This window comes from Stenotrophobium rhamnosiphilum, assembly GCF_003052265.1.
In the GTDB taxonomy this organism is placed as follows: domain Bacteria; phylum Pseudomonadota; class Gammaproteobacteria; order Nevskiales; family Nevskiaceae; genus Stenotrophobium; species Stenotrophobium rhamnosiphilum.
In genome coordinates, this window is record NZ_QANS01000002.1 from 140797 (window position 1) to 155560 (window position 14764).

Sequence of the window (14764 nt, forward strand, 5' to 3'; positions counted from 1 at the left end):
CTTTTAGTGCGTCTGCGCGTCCTGCGGTTGAGTAATAAAGCCGATCTTCTTAATGCCGGCCTGCTGTAGCAAAGTCATTGCATGCGCGACTTCGCCGTACGACACCTTGGTGTCGCCTTGCACCAGCACCATCGTGTCTGGTGCCTTTTGCAATGTTGAAGTGATGCGTGAGATCAGTTCTTTTTCATCAACCGCCTGATCTTTGTCATCGCCTTTATTGAGGAAGAACCTGCCCTGCGCATCAACGCTCAAAATCAGCGGCTCTTGCGGCGTTGGGATCGGCTGCGAATCCGTCTTCGGCAATTCAACATCAACACCCTGCGTAATCAGCGGCGCCGTGATCATGAAAATGATCAACAGCACCAGCATCACGTCGATATACGGAACGACGTTGATCTCAGCAGAAAGTTTGCGGCGTGCCATTAGGCTTTACCGCTTTGCCGCAGGCCGCGATCAATGATGCCGATCATTTCTTCGGAGAAAGCGTGGAAACGAGTTTCCATACGTTCAAGACCACGGGTGAAGAAGTTGTACGCAATAACCGCTGGGATAGCAGCAAACAAACCCATTGCCGTTGCGATCAGCGCTTCAGAAATACCGGGAGCAACCATCGCCAAGCTAGCGCTCTTAACTGCGCCGATAGCGATAAACGAATTCATGATGCCCCACACCGTTCCGAACAGACCGACGTAAGGGCTGGTAGAACCAATCGTGGCGAGCATTGCGAGGCCGCCTTCAAGGCGCTCCACTTCGCGTAGATGGCTGACACGCATCTGGCGCTGAATCGCAGCGAGTGCATCTTCTGTAGTGCCCGACGATTGTTGCTGACGAACATATTCTTCGTAGCCCGCGGTAAAGATTGCAGGCAAACCTTTTGCATCTTCACCTTTGTGAACGCTGGCATAAAGATCAGCCAGATTGCCGCCGGACCAGAAGCGCTCTTCAAAGCGGATAGCTTCATCACGTGCGGCATTGAGCATTTTGCGCTTGGCAAAAATTACAGCCCAGGATGCGACGGAAGCGGCAACCAAGATAAGCAAAACGATCTGGGCCAATACGCTTGCCTGCGAGATCAGATGCGCCAGCGACATATTTGCAGTCATTACCTAAAACCTCTTGTCTTGTTCTTCTAAGATCGTCAGAACATAGACCCCGTACCAACTTTTAAATGACGGGTCCATGTCAAAAGCTGCAAACATTTTACAGTTACTTTGTCAGCAGAGTCACACTTATATACGACAAAATCGCAATAAATAGGCAATTTATTGCGGACTCCTCTCAAAATACCCCTTCAGGCAAGGCACGCGGGCGAAAGTTAGCAATATCAACGCACCCCACCCGGGCTTTTGCACGTGCCAGAACCTGTTCTGGCGCGTCTAGACGATGCAAAGTCTGCCCGAAAATCAAACTCGCGCGCTTACGGCTTATCAGTTCAACAGTTACGTTTAGCTGCTCGTCCAATCGGGCCGGCAGCAAAAAATCGATCTCCATATTGGCCACGGTGAACGCGATACCGTGATCCATACGCAGCGATTCTTGCGATAAGCCCTGTGCACGCAGCCACTCGGTGCGTGCACGCTCGAAATAACGCAGATAGTTGGCGTGATAGACCACGCCACTTACGTCCGTATCTTCGTAGTAGATGCGAATGGGCCAATTAAAGATGGCTGACTCCGCGGTCATTCTTGGAATAAATCCGGCGTGTTGAGTTTTTCAGGCATCTTGAGGCCGTAATGCTGATACGCCAGCTTGCCGGCAATACGCCCGCGCGGCGTGCGCATCAGATAGCCCTGCTGAATCAGGTAAGGCTCAATAACATCTTCAATCGTGTCTCTGGCTTCGCCAATTGCAGCGGCGAGATTCTCTACGCCTGCAGGGCCGCCATCAAAACGTTCGATCAAAGCCATCATCAACTTGCGATCCATCAAGTCAAAACCATTGGCGTCGACGTTGAGTAGCTTCAGCGCTTCGGCCGCGAGTTTTTCAGTGATGACGCCGTCGCCACGTACTTCAGCGTAGTCACGCACGCGACGCAGCAAGCGATTAGCAATACGCGGCGTGCCACGTGAACGGCGTGCAATTTCCTCTGCGCCCTGCCCTTCTAACGGCGCTTTGAGAATGCTGGCAGAGCGCGTGACGATACTCGTGAGATCCGGAATCGAATAAAACTCCAGACGCTGCACAATTCCAAAACGATCACGCAACGGACTCGTTAACGCACCAGCACGAGTGGTCGCACCAACGAGCGTAAACGGTGGTAGATCAAGACGAATTGAACGCGCTGCCGGACCTTCGCCAATCATGATGTCGAGTTGGTAATCCTCCATCGCGGGATAGAGCACTTCTTCAACGACCGGTGACAGACGATGAATTTCGTCGACGAACAGAATGTCGTTCGGTTCCAAATTAGTGAGCAGCGCTGCGAGATCGCCTGCGCGCTCAAGCACAGGGCCAGAAGTCTGGCGCAGATTAACGCCCATCTCTTCAGCAAGAATATGTGCAAGCGTTGTTTTGCCTAAGCCCGGCGGACCAAAGATCAGCACGTGATCCAAAGCTTCTTTGCGACGACGTGCGGCTTCAATCGAAATGCCGAGCTGCTCACGCACCGCGGGCTGTCCAACGTAGTCTTCAAGGCGATGCGGACGAATCGCGCGTTCGATGCGAACTTCATCGACACCACCCGCTTTCGCTGAAATAACGCGTTCGATATCGCTCATCGCACGGCGCGCTTCAGCGCTTCCTGAATAATCTGTTCAGTGGTCATGCCGTCTTTATACACGGCTTCGGTAAATCTCTGGATCTCTGCCGGCTTGTAGCCCAGCGCATTCAAAGCCGCGCGCGCTTCCTGCAAAGGACCCGCCGCAATACCCAGCGCAGTGCCTGGGATGCCCGTAGATTCAGCAGCACCCGCTTTATCACGCATCTCAATCACAAGACGCTCAGCGGTTTTTTTGCCGACTCCCGGAATCTTGGTCAGACGTGCGGTATCGCCTGCACGCACCATGCCCCAGAAATCATCAGCATTGACGCCAGACAAAATCGACAAAGCCAACTTAGGACCAACGCCAGAAATTTTGATCAGATCGCGGAAGAGTTCTTTTTCAGACGCCGTCGCAAATCCGAACAGCAGATGGGCGTCTTCGCGAACAGTCAGGTGCGTCAACAGGCTGATCGTTTCACCCACCGGTGGCAGCTTGTAGAACGTAGACATCGGCGCTTCCACTTCGTAACCAACGCCCATCACATCGACCAGCAACTGTGGTGGCTGTTTGGAAATTAGCTTGCCAGTAATGCGACCGATCATATTTATAGACTTTTAGTAGAGCGAATAGTTTGCATTGATTCCACCCATCCATGGGGCCGAGTCCTGCCCAGCCATCCATGGTTGTGCGTTCGGCGGGATCAATGTCCACTGGACATTGATCAATTCCCGCCTCACCCCCAAGCCTTGTTAAGTGAAATACCAGTACGCATCTTAGTGGAACGAACATGTGCGTGCGTGAGCGCAACTGCCAGCGCGTCAGAAGCATCTGCAGCCAGAGCTTCGCGCATATTCAATAAGATTTTGACCATGTGCTGCACTTGCAGCTTTTCAGCGCGACCATTGCCAGCAATCGCGAGCTTAATCTGCGTTGCCGCGTATTCCGCAACCGGCAAACCTGTTTGCGCAGCAGCACAGATTGCAACGCCGCGCGCTTGGCCAAGAATCAGTGCGCTCGCAGCGTTTACTTTGTTGACGAACGTTTCTTCAATCGCAACTTCTTGCGGTTGATGCTCAACAATGAGTGCGGATAAACCTTGAAAAATTTTGAGCAAACGTTCGGGCATGGTGCCGACGGTTGCGTTGATGCGGCCGCTCGCAATATGACGATTCTTGTTTGAGATGGTCTCAATCACACCGTAGCCGGTGTAACGTGAACCTGGATCGATCCCAAGAATAATCGTCAACGTAGTCGGCGCGATCCCTTGCGCTAGCCCAGATCAGCGTTGGTGTAGACGTTCTGCACGTCGTCGAGATCTTCCAGCCAATCGATCAACTTCGTGACTGCTGCGGCAGCATCGCCATCCAGTGCAACGGTGGTTGCCGGACGCATAGCGACGTCTGAGCGGAAAGGCTTGAGACCTGCTGCTTCAATCGCCTGCTTCACCGTGAGGAAAGACTCTGGCGAAGTGAGTACTTCTACGAATTCTGTTTGTGACACAACGTCATCAGCGCCAGCTTCCAGCGCAATGTCCATGACCTTGTCTTCAAGCGATGCATCGCTGCGAATATCAATCGCGATTTCGCCACGACGCTGGAACAGATAGCTCACCGAACCAGCGGTGCCCATATGGCCGTTGTTTTTGGTGAAAGCGTGACGAACTTCTGCCACCGTTCGCGTTGGGTTATCGGTCATGCAATCAACCAACAGCGCTACGCCGCCAGGTGCATAACCTTCGTAACGAATTTCTTCGTAATTTTCGCCGCTAGCGGCACCAGCGCCGCGCTTGATTGCGCGCTCCACTGTGTCCTTGGTCATGTTCGAGGACAGTGCTTTGTCCACCGTCAGACGCAGACGCGGATTAGTTTGAAGATCACCGCCGCCCTCACGAGCAGCGACGGTGATCTCACGGATCAACTTGGTGAAAAGCTTGGCGCGCTTGCTATCTTCAGCGTTCTTGCGGCCTTCAATGCTTGGACCTCTACCCATACACCTTTCACCAATTTTTCAGATTAAAACTTAAGACGGAAACCGAGATTCACGCCGCTGTCGCTGCTACGGTTGGAACCACCAATGTCCTGACGAACATTGCGATAGCCAACATACACAGCGCCGCCGTGGATCAATTCATAATCCAGAGCAATCGCGTTTTCCCACGAACGATCGAGGCTACCCACCGAGAGAACGCTAGGTGCGTAGTACGAAGATGCCGTGATACCAAAGCGATCATAGTTCGGAACGCGAGCTTCGATCTGGCCGCCCAGCGCCAGAGCGCCGCCATTTGCGCCGTCTCTGTACACATACAACAGACGACCGCCCAGACCAACGCCAACATTCACGCCCTTGAGGCCAGGATCACCGGTCAACACCACACCGCCATGAACCTGATAGAAATCATCGCTGCTACGTGGCTTGGCGATAAGGCCAACATCGAACTGACCGTTGCCAACCGTGCTTGGCAAAATGGTGTTCAGCGCATCGCTGTAAGCGCCGCGGAAACTATTGTTGCCCAAGCCAAGATCCAAAATGCCAGCCTGTGCGCCCATAGCGCTCAAACCCAACATTGCCCCCATTACCGCTGCTACTTTTTTCATATTATCTCCGTTGATAATCTGTAGTCATGCGGGAAGATTGTATATTACTTCTTCACTTTGTTCACAGCATGAATAGCGCGGCCATCAACCGCCAAAACAGCCTCGTGGAAGGTCTCTGAGAGTGAAGGATGTGCATGCATGGTCAGGGCAATGTCTTCGCAGGTGGCGGCAAATTCCATACCCAATACGGACTCAGCCAAAAGCTCTGAAACATAGGGGCCGCACATGTGAACGCCGAGAATGCGATCGGTTTTGACATCGGCGATCACCTTGATCGTACCGGCAGCCTGCTCCATTGCCTTGGCGCGGCCAGAAGCAGCGAACGGACCGCTACCGACTTTAACCTCGTAACCCTTGGCCTTGGCAGCTTCTTCAGACAGACCGACCCATGCCACTTCTGGCGCGGTGTAGATCACTGAAGGAACCACGTTGTAGTTCACCTGCGTGTGATGGCCAGCGAGCTGCTCAGCAAGTGCAACGCCTTCTTCGATCGCCTTGTGCGCCAGCATCGCGCCACCAATCACGTCGCCGATGGCGTAGACGCCAGCAACGTTGGTTTTGTAATGGCCATCAACTTTGACGAAGCCACGCTCATCAAGCGCAACGCCCAAACCATCGGCGTTGAGACCCTTCGTGGTCGGACGACGACCTACAGCAACGATGAGCTTGTCGAATTCTTCAGTCTTCTTCGCGCCATCAACTTCGTATTCAACCGTGACGCCAGCCTTGCCGACCTTGGTCGAGAGCACTTTTGCTCCGAGACGAATATCGAGGCCCTGCTTGGTGAACTGACGCAAGGCGTCGCGCGAAACTGCAACGTCGACCATTGGCAGGAACGTTGGCAATGCTTCGAGGATGACGGTCTTGGCGCCCAAACGGCTCCAAACGCTGCCCAGCTCAACGCCGATCACGCCAGCGCCGATGATGCCGAGACGCTTAGGCACTTCGGTGAAATCCAGCGCGCCCCATGAGTCGACGACTTTGTCGCCATCAAACGCAGCGATCTTGGTCAGATTGACTGGCTCGGAGCCGGTCGCAATAACGATGTGCTTGGCGCTGAGGGTTTTGGTTTCGCCGTTGTGAGCTTTGAACTCAACTTCGCCGTTGCCCAGCAATTTGCCGAAGCCTTCAAGACCAACCACGCCGTTCGCTTTGAACAGCGCCTTGATGCCTGAGGTCAGGCTGCGGCTCACGGTTTGCTTGCGGGCCTGCATCTTGGCCAGATCAACCGTTACGCCTTCGATGTTGATGCCGTGCGCCGCAAATTCGTGCTGCGCGCGATGATAATTTTCCGAGGATTCCAGCAGAGCCTTGGACGGAATACAGCCTGCGTTTAAACAGGTGCCGCCGAATGCCGGCGTGTTGTCACGATTGAGCCAGGCGTCGATACAAGCCACCTTGAAACCCAACTGACCGGCGCGAATCGCGCATGGGTAGCCCGCAGGACCACCGCCGATAACCACTACATCGAAAACTTCGCTCATATCGCCCTCTCTTTTTCGTCGCTTATTCTAGCGGCGAAATGCTCCAGAGAGAGATGCAAATTAGGTAGACGACGAGAAATATTCCTAGGGTAGGTTCTCTAGGTATTGCGCTATCAGACAAATTGGTGAAGCAAGAACCCCGCGCCCATCAAATGGGACACGGGGTTTTGGTGCGTGCACCTTTATGCAGCAACGCCCACCGAAGCCATCACCGCATCGCCTGCGGCAATGGCGTCTCCATTCTTCTTGTCGAACTCAGTGACCCAAAGCTTGTAGATGTCCATATCACCAAATTTCCACGGATGGAAAAACGGCAGGAAGTACGCGAGATAGTGCGGGATCAAACGCGGATACAGACCACCCCAGCCATACAGCCACCACAAGCCCTTGGCCCAGAGCATGGGCGTGTTCTTGACCCCATCGATCTTGAACATATGACGCATGATCATGAACACGTGGAATGGAAACGTGAACGTCACCAGCATGAAGCTAAGAATGCGGGTGAAGTAATTTGCCTTGGCAACTTTGGTGAGCACGTCATAGGCCACTGCCTTGTGCTCAATCTCTTCCACCGCATGCCAAGCGTACATCGCGCGAATGCGTGGATCGGCTTCTTGCATCAAACCATCAGAGAAAAATCCGTGCGCCATTAGCGCCGTCAGATGTTCTGCTGCTGCCGTCTGCCCCAGCGTAAAGCTGCGCGAGAAGTGCTTGCGGAAGAAGCCAAACATGATGGCCTTCTGCTTCTCCAACACGCGATCGACATCAATGCCCTGCGCTTTCACGCGATTGTTGAACTGCGTGTGCACCATGCCGTGCTGGCCTTCTTGATAGATGAAGTCCTTCACCTCGGCCTGCAACTTGGGATCCGTAATTTGATCGCGGTAATCGCGTACGCAAACGATGAAGAATTTTTCGCCTTCCGGAAACAGCAAAGACATCGCATCGAAGAAGCGCGTCTTGAAAGCATCGCCGCCCAGCCAATACTTGGGAATATCGCCATCCAAACCAAAATCAGGGCTGCGGCGCGGCGTGATGGAACGTTGATCTGACATCCTGTATCTCCTGAAGCTTTTTTGTCTGTATGCAATCTAGCGCTCTAGATGGCGCCCTTAATATGACTGACAGCGACCCTTAGGGAACATTTAACGACAATATCAAAAAACCTTTTGATCTCAAATAGTAGGCTGATTTTTCTCGATGCCAGCCCGACCAAAACTTCATGCCGTCTTTCGAGGCGCCGTAATCAGCAGCGTCATCACTGCCGAGGCTGCCGCAACACCGAGAAACACTTGGAATGGCAAGGTGTAGCCGCCAGAACTGTCATAGGCAACGCCGACATAGCTAATCGCCACCAAGCTACAGATCATATTGATGGGATTCATCAGGCCCATCACCGTGCCGAATGATCGGGAGCCAAAACGTTCAGCAATGATCGCCGCCCACACCGGCAGTTCGCCGCCAATCGCAAAGCCCGCAATGCCGCAGATCAGCAATAACAACTGGAAGTCCGGTTGCACGATCAAAGTGCAAAGCTGTGCGACGGTAAAGCCGACGACAGCGAGCAACAGCCAACGCTTGTCGACTCGCTCAGCCAAGGCACCAAACAACAGCTTGCCGAGAATGGAGCAGACCGACAGCACTGAGATCAACAGCGCGCCGCGCTGTGCATCGATGCCCGCATCGGCGGCATAAGGCACCAGAGAGGCCAGCACGGATTGCGTCACTGCGAAGGTCAAACCGACTGATAAGCCAATGCACCAAAAATCGCGCTGCTTGAGTAACGAACCTACTGTCCACGCGGGGCCAGTCGGCAACGCAGCGGAGACCGTGCGATCGACAACATCACCATCAGCCGACAAACCCATATCCTGCGGACGATCACGCACCACCCAGATCGCCAGCGCTGCAACAATTACAAAAATAATTCCGCCTTGAATCATCAAGGCCTGACGCCAGCCGAATGCTTCGATGTTGTAAGCCACTAGCGGCACTAGTAGCGTGCCACCTACAGAGGTACCAACTGCCACCATGCCCAGCGCTCGTCCACGACGGCGATCAAACCAACGTGAGGCCAAAGTATTCGCTGTGAGCGGCCCAATCATCGTGGCGCCAACGGCCACCATCAATAGAACCGCGAGCGCCATCCATTGCAGACTGGGCGCTAAGGCAACAGCGACAAATCCTAAAGCCATCCATGCCGCGCCAAACAGCATCACTCGTCGCGCAGACCGACGATCAATCAAACGACCAATCAATGGCGCTGAAAGTCCCATGCCGATGATAAATAGCGCCAAGCCTTTGTTGGCATCACCACGACTGATGCCAAATTCCAGTTCCAGTGGCTTCACGAACAAACCAAAAGCGTAGGTCGTCGATCCAATTGCAAACATTTCGCCGACAAACACCGCGGCAATCAACCACCAGCCGTAAAACAATTTGGGATTGCTTGCCTGGGCATTGCTCATATCGTCCTCGTAGTTTTAATTCGCGAAAGCGTCTTAGCGCCTTCTGCGTCCGTGATGAATATCAACTCTAACGTGTAGAGCCATTCTGACGGAAAATACTAGGACTAATTCCACTCCAACGCACGAATGCGCGTGTAAAGCTGCGTCGATCTGAAAAACCCAAGCGCTCGCTAATGCTTTCGATATCTTCTGTGGAGTCGCGTAAGGCTTCGGACGCTAAGCGATATCGCACACGTGCTTGAAGTTCCGCGAAGCCCTCGCCTAGTTCACGTAAGCGCCGCTGCAAAGTACGCGGGTGTAATTCTAAAGTCGCAGCAACCTGTTCAATGCCCTGACCAAGCAAGCGTGGCTGCGCACTGAAAGCCTGCTCAATGTCCGCAATCAATCCAGCCTTTCGCGGCAACTGTGCCAAGCGTTGCTCAACTCTGTATTCCGCTTGTTGATGCAATGCGGGAAACGCGCTATCCAAAGGACGATCTAACAACTCGCGTTTAATTTCCAGCGCGTAACGCGGCTGATTGAACAACACGGGCACACGGAAAAATTCATCGTAGGCCGCCGCGTAGCTCGGCGGCGCATGGCGCATCTGCAAGCGATAGAACGGCACGGGCTCGCCCAACAGCATGCGACCAAATTTAAGCACCGATGCAAAAATGGTTTCACGAAAGTATGGAGGGCCAAACTCGCGGCCATCGCCCGCGTTAATCAGGACCAGTGCCGCTAGATCGCCTTCTTCAAGCAACTGCACATTGATCATCGGATTGATCAATTCACGTACCCAGTCGAAAACACGCGCAGCGTCGCGCAGTGTTGGGCTCGTCGTCAGAAACGTTTCGATATCCGGCAAATATTCGAACGCAAAAGTTTCACCCAGCACAAAAGGAAAATGATGCTTGGGCGAACGTGCGATGCAGGCATCCATCACCTTCAACAACAACGCAGGTTCAATGGTGGCGCTCTCCAGATGAATAAGATCCATCTGAATGCCCAGATCACGAAAGATCGGTTGAATATTGAATCCACAATGCGCAGCCGCCTTCACCCAATTGGGCAAAGTGATAAATGGAATCGGCTGATTGTGTAATGGTGTTGCGGCCATGCACAGCAGTATGCCTAGACCCAGAAGGTGCGCAAGCGCCGTATCGACAGCAGAGCAAGATTTTTCGGCACCGTTGCCGCTCCCGCGCATTCGGCAATTGCTCCTGCATTGCTCTACTTCGGGCATCCATGCCCTCACCATGCGCCCGCGGCATTACCGTACATCCTGTACATAAAAAAAACGCCCCGGAATCCGGGGCGCTTTTAATCACACTGAAGCTTAGAGCTGCAGCAACAACTTAGCTGGATCTTCCAAGCATTCTTTGATCGTGCGCAAGCTCAACACAGCCTCGCGACCATCGATGATGCGGTGATCGTAGGTCATCGCCAGATACATCATCGGGCGAATCACGATCTCACCGTTCACGACGACTGGACGTTCAGTGATGCCGTGCATGCCGAGAATTGCGCTCTGCGGGGGGTTCAGAATCGGCGTCGACATCATCGAACCGAAGATGCCACCGTTGGTGACGGAGAACGTACCGCCGGTGAGATCTTCCATCGTCAACTTGTTGTCTTTGGCTTTCGCGCCGTAGGCAGCAATCGACTTTTCGATATCAGCAAACGACAGCTGATCTGCATCACGCAGAATTGGCACAACCAAACCGCGTGGTGACGACACAGCAATGCCGATGTCGTAGTAGCCGTGATAGACGATGTCAGTACCGTCGACAGACGCATTCACTGCCGGATATTTCTTCAGCGCTTCAATCACTGCGCGAACGAAGAACGACATGAAACCGAGTTTGACGCCGTGCGCTTTCTCGAAGCCATCCTTGTACTTGGCGCGAATGTCGTTGATCGCCTTCAGATCAACTTCATTGAACGTCGTCAGCATCGCAGCCGTCGACTGTGCTTCGATCAAACGCTCCGCAATACGTTGGCGGATACGGGTCATCGGCACGCGCTGTTCTTCGCGAGCGCCCAGAGCACGTGGTGCGGCTGGCGCAGCAACAGCGGCAGCAGGCTTGGCCGCTGCGGCAGGTGCTGGTTTAGCGGCATGTGCTTTCACGTCTTCAATCGTGAGGCGACCACCTTTGCCCGTGCCGGCAATCTGCGAAGCAGACAGTCCCAACTCGGACAGCAATTTGCGTACTGCGGGGCTCTGACCGTCGTCGCTGCTCATCGCACCAGCAGCGCTTGTGGCAGGTGCAGCGGCAGCAGCTGCCTGTGCAGGCGCAGGTGCGGCAGCAGCGGCAACGCCTTCTTCAAGAATGCCGAGCACATCACCGGCTTGAACGGTTGCGCCAGCCTGCACGCGAATTTCTTTGAGAATGCCGTCAACAGTTGAAGGCACTTCGAGCATGACCTTGTCGGTTTCGAGGTCGAGCATGTTCTGCTCACGCTTCACTGCATCACCAGCCTTCAAGTGCCAAGTTGCAACAATGGCTGAGGACACTGATTCCGGCAGATTCGGTACTTTAATTTCTATGCTCATGCTCGCTTTCCTTTTTGTCTGTCTTCTTTAACTTTTGCGAATTCGTTTACAGCAAGAATCAAACCAGCTTACCGCCGGTGAGCGCTTCGTTAACCACTTCTTCCTGCTGCTTTTGGTGAACCTTGAGGTAACCCACTGCCGTTGTCGCTGCGCCTTTGCGCGTCGAATACATCAGCTTCTGCTGCGGCTGCAGATAAACCGAGAGGCGGTGTTTGATCTGATACCAAGCGCCTTGGTTTTCTGGCTCTTCCTGACACCACAACACTTCAGTTGCCTTGGGGAATTGTTTCAGCGCAGCTTCGTAACCCTCACGTGGGAACGGATAGAGCTGTTCAATGCGCACCAGCGCCACATTGTCGAGCTTCTGCTTCTCACGTGCCTGCGCCAAGTCAAAGTAAACCTTGCCCGAGCAGAACACGATGCGCGTAACTTTTTTGGCGTCGAGTTTTTCGACTTCTTGAATCACCGGCTGGAACTGACCTTTGGTCAGATCTTCCAGCGTTGACACTGACAGCGGGTGACGCAGCAAGGACTTCGGCGTCATCACAATCAATGGCAGACGTGCACTACGCTTCATCTGACGACGCAGCATGTGGAACATCTGTGCAGGCGTCGACGGTACGCAAACCTGCTGGTTGTTTTCCGCGCACAACTGCAGATAGCGTTCGAGACGCGCTGAAGAGTGCTCAGGTCCCTGCCCTTCGAAACCATGCGGCAAGAACACAACGAGTCCGCAGAGACGGCCCCACTTGGCAAAGCCGCTGGAAATAAATTGATCGAACAGTACCTGTGCGCCGTTAGCGAAGTCGCCGAACTGCGCTTCCCAGATCACGAGTGAATCTGGGTCGGTGGTGCTGTAGCCGTATTCAAAACCAAGCACGCCAACTTCTGACAACAAGGTGTCATGCACAACGAAACGATATTTTTCTGTCGACAGATGTCTCAGCGGCGTATAGCGCGTGCCGTTCTTGTAGTCATGCACAGTGGCGTGACGATGGAAGAACGTACCGCGACGAACGTCTTGGCCTGACAAACGAACGTTGAAGCCTTCGTTTGCGAGCGTGGCATAAGCCATCGTTTCAGCAAAGCCCCAATCCATCGGCAAATCGCCTGCCGACATCTTGGCGCGATCTTCGTAAATTTTTTGTACGCGCGGATGCAGCGTGAAGCCTTCCGGCAAAGTCTGCAGTTTGGTGTTGAGCGTGCTCAACATATCGCGGCTCACCGAGGTATCGGTTGGCGTGTCCCACTCGCCCTTGAGGTAATTGCCCCAATTCACGGTGTACTTGTTGCCGACCAAGCCCAAGGTATTGCGCGCGGTGTTCTCGCCACGATCCAGGCCATCGCGATACGCGCGGACCAATGCTTCTGCATCTTCCTTGCTGACCGTGCCTTCCTGCTCCAAGCGTGCAGCGTAAAGCTGCATGGTGGTTGTTTGCTTCTTCACTACTTCGTACATCACTGGCGAAGTAACTGAAGGTTCGTCGGCTTCGTTGTGACCCCAACGACGGTAGCAGCAGATGTCGATGATGACGTCTTTGTGGAATTCGTTACGGAAATCCATTGCGAGGCGCGTGACGAACACCACAGCTTCTGGATCATCTCCATTGACATGGAACACCGGTGCTTCGAGCATCTTGGCCAAGTCAGTGCAGTAACGCGAGGTGCGCACTTCGTGATTCGGCGTTGCTTCGATGGGGTTCGGCGTGGTGAAACCAATCTGGTTGTTGACGATGATATGAACCGTGCCGCCCGTTGCGTAGCCCTTGGACTGCGAGAGCTGCAGCGTTTCCATCACAACGCCCTGACCTGCGAACGCCGCGTCACCGTGAATCAACACAGGCACTACGCGCTGACCGGCTTCATCAAGGCGACGTGTTTGACGTGCCTTAACGCTGCCTTCGACAACAGGATTAACAATTTCAAGATGCGAAGGATTGAACGCCAGCACCAAGTGCAGGCGCTTGCCCGCTACTTCGACGTCGGTCGAAAAGCCCATGTGATATTTCACGTCGCCTGCACGGCTCAGTGAATCTGCGGAATATTTACCTTCGAACTCTGCAAACAAATCTTTTGGCGATTTGCCGAGAACATTGATCAGCACGTTGAGGCGACCGCGGTGCGCCATGCCGATCACAACTTCTTCAACGTCGCGCTCTGCGCAGGCGTGTAGCACTTCATCCATCGCTGGGATCAGTGCATCACCACCTTCCAGCGAGAAGCGCTTCTGGCCAACATATTTGTTGTGCAGGTAACGCTCAATGCCTTCAGCAGCAACGAGCTGCTTCAATACTTCGCGCTTACGCTCAGTAGCAATCTTCGGTTGGAACGCAACAGTTTCGAGGCGCTTCTGGATCCAGCGCTTCTGCGCCGTTTCCGTGATGTACATGTACTCCGCGCCGATGGTGTCGGTGTAAACCGATTTCAGAATGCGGATGATGTCTTTGAGCGGCAGACGATCAGCTGCAGCGAGCGTACCGGTGTTGAAGACGGTATCAATATCTGCAGCGGTGAGGCCGTGGAATGCAGGATCAAGATCCGGCACGTTTTGCGGCGGCGCCAAACCCAGTGGATCAAGTCTGGCGGCCTGATGACCACGCACGCGGTAATAGTTGATCAGGCGGAGAACACCGGCCTGCTTTTCTGCAGCCTGGGCATCAAAGCCAGATTCTGCAGCGACAACGAGGCGCGGTTCGCGCGCGAGTTTTTCAAAGCGTTCAATCACTGGGCTATGCGGCACATCCGCATAACCATCCGCGCCTTGCACGCCGCGGAAGTAAGCACGCCAAACCGGATCTACTGATTCCGGATTCTCGAGAAACTGCTCGTAGTAAGCCTCGATGTAAGGCGCATTGGCGCCGTTGATCGTCGATGACTCAATAAAGCTTTGATACTTGCTACCGCTCATATTGCCTTCCACCCGTCCTTGCTTAATCGCACATCAGGTGGAGCAAGGCGCTCCGCCTGACTCCGTCTCTTT

The 14764-nt window shown here is 53.9% G+C and carries 14 protein-coding genes; all 14 read right to left on the reverse strand.

What is annotated here, in order from left to right:
• Positions 1-3 precede the first annotated feature (3 nt).
• Positions 4-423, reverse strand: a complete 420-nt coding sequence (gene tolR / locus CJD38_RS04525) for a protein TolR (protein ID WP_107939141.1) — start codon at positions 421-423, stop codon at positions 4-6.
• Entirely contained in the window at positions 423-1103 is a 681-nt protein-coding gene (tolQ, locus tag CJD38_RS04530; protein ID WP_107939142.1) for a protein TolQ, read from the reverse strand. The genes tolR and tolQ overlap by 1 nt, the downstream gene beginning before the upstream one ends.
• 175 nt (positions 1104-1278) lie before the next feature.
• Positions 1279-1683 (reverse strand): tol-pal system-associated acyl-CoA thioesterase, encoded by a 405-nt coding sequence (gene ybgC, locus CJD38_RS04535; RefSeq protein WP_107939143.1) that lies wholly within the window; start codon positions 1681-1683, stop codon positions 1279-1281.
• Positions 1680-2717: a Holliday junction branch migration DNA helicase RuvB gene (gene ruvB, locus CJD38_RS04540; RefSeq protein ID WP_107939144.1), complete on the reverse strand. Its 1038-nt coding sequence runs from the start codon at positions 2715-2717 to the stop codon at positions 1680-1682. Before ruvB ends, ybgC begins: the two co-directional genes overlap by 4 nt.
• Positions 2714-3304 carry a Holliday junction branch migration protein RuvA gene (gene ruvA, locus CJD38_RS04545; RefSeq protein ID WP_107939145.1) on the reverse strand — a complete coding sequence of 197 codons (591 nt, stop codon included), beginning with the start codon at positions 3302-3304 and terminating at the stop codon, positions 2714-2716. Before ruvA ends, ruvB begins: the two co-directional genes overlap by 4 nt.
• A 131-nt stretch (positions 3305-3435) precedes the next feature.
• Positions 3436-3948 (reverse strand): crossover junction endodeoxyribonuclease RuvC, encoded by a 513-nt coding sequence (gene ruvC / locus CJD38_RS04550; protein WP_107939146.1) that lies wholly within the window; start codon positions 3946-3948, stop codon positions 3436-3438.
• Between the two features lie 23 nt (positions 3949-3971).
• On the reverse strand, positions 3972-4691 hold the full coding sequence (locus CJD38_RS04555; RefSeq protein ID WP_107939147.1) for a YebC/PmpR family DNA-binding transcriptional regulator: 720 nt from the start codon (positions 4689-4691) through the stop codon (positions 3972-3974).
• A 23-nt stretch (positions 4692-4714) separates the two neighbouring features.
• Positions 4715-5296, reverse strand: a complete 582-nt coding sequence (locus tag CJD38_RS04560; protein WP_107939148.1) for a YfaZ family outer membrane protein — start codon at positions 5294-5296, stop codon at positions 4715-4717.
• 44 nt (positions 5297-5340) lie between these two features.
• On the reverse strand, positions 5341-6780 hold the full coding sequence (gene lpdA / locus CJD38_RS04565; protein ID WP_107939149.1) for a dihydrolipoyl dehydrogenase: 1440 nt from the start codon (positions 6778-6780) through the stop codon (positions 5341-5343).
• Between the two features lie 182 nt (positions 6781-6962).
• On the reverse strand, positions 6963-7835 hold the full coding sequence (locus CJD38_RS04570; protein ID WP_107939150.1) for a metal-dependent hydrolase: 873 nt from the start codon (positions 7833-7835) through the stop codon (positions 6963-6965).
• Between the two features lie 165 nt (positions 7836-8000).
• A complete protein-coding gene (locus CJD38_RS04575; RefSeq protein WP_107939151.1) occupies positions 8001-9248 on the reverse strand; it encodes an MFS transporter in 1248 nt (415 codons plus the stop codon).
• 67 nt (positions 9249-9315) lie between these two features.
• Positions 9316-10437: a helix-turn-helix domain-containing protein gene (locus CJD38_RS04580; RefSeq protein ID WP_161554166.1), complete on the reverse strand. Its 1122-nt coding sequence runs from the start codon at positions 10435-10437 to the stop codon at positions 9316-9318.
• A 129-nt stretch (positions 10438-10566) separates the two neighbouring features.
• On the reverse strand, positions 10567-11784 hold the full coding sequence (gene odhB / locus CJD38_RS04585) for a 2-oxoglutarate dehydrogenase complex dihydrolipoyllysine-residue succinyltransferase (RefSeq protein WP_107939153.1): 1218 nt from the start codon (positions 11782-11784) through the stop codon (positions 10567-10569).
• A gap of 58 nt (positions 11785-11842) precedes the next feature.
• The gene (locus CJD38_RS04590; protein ID WP_107939693.1) at positions 11843-14692 is read right to left on the reverse strand and encodes a 2-oxoglutarate dehydrogenase E1 component; all 2850 of its coding nucleotides are present in this window, start codon (positions 14690-14692) and stop codon (positions 11843-11845) included.
• Positions 14693-14764 lie beyond the last annotated feature (72 nt).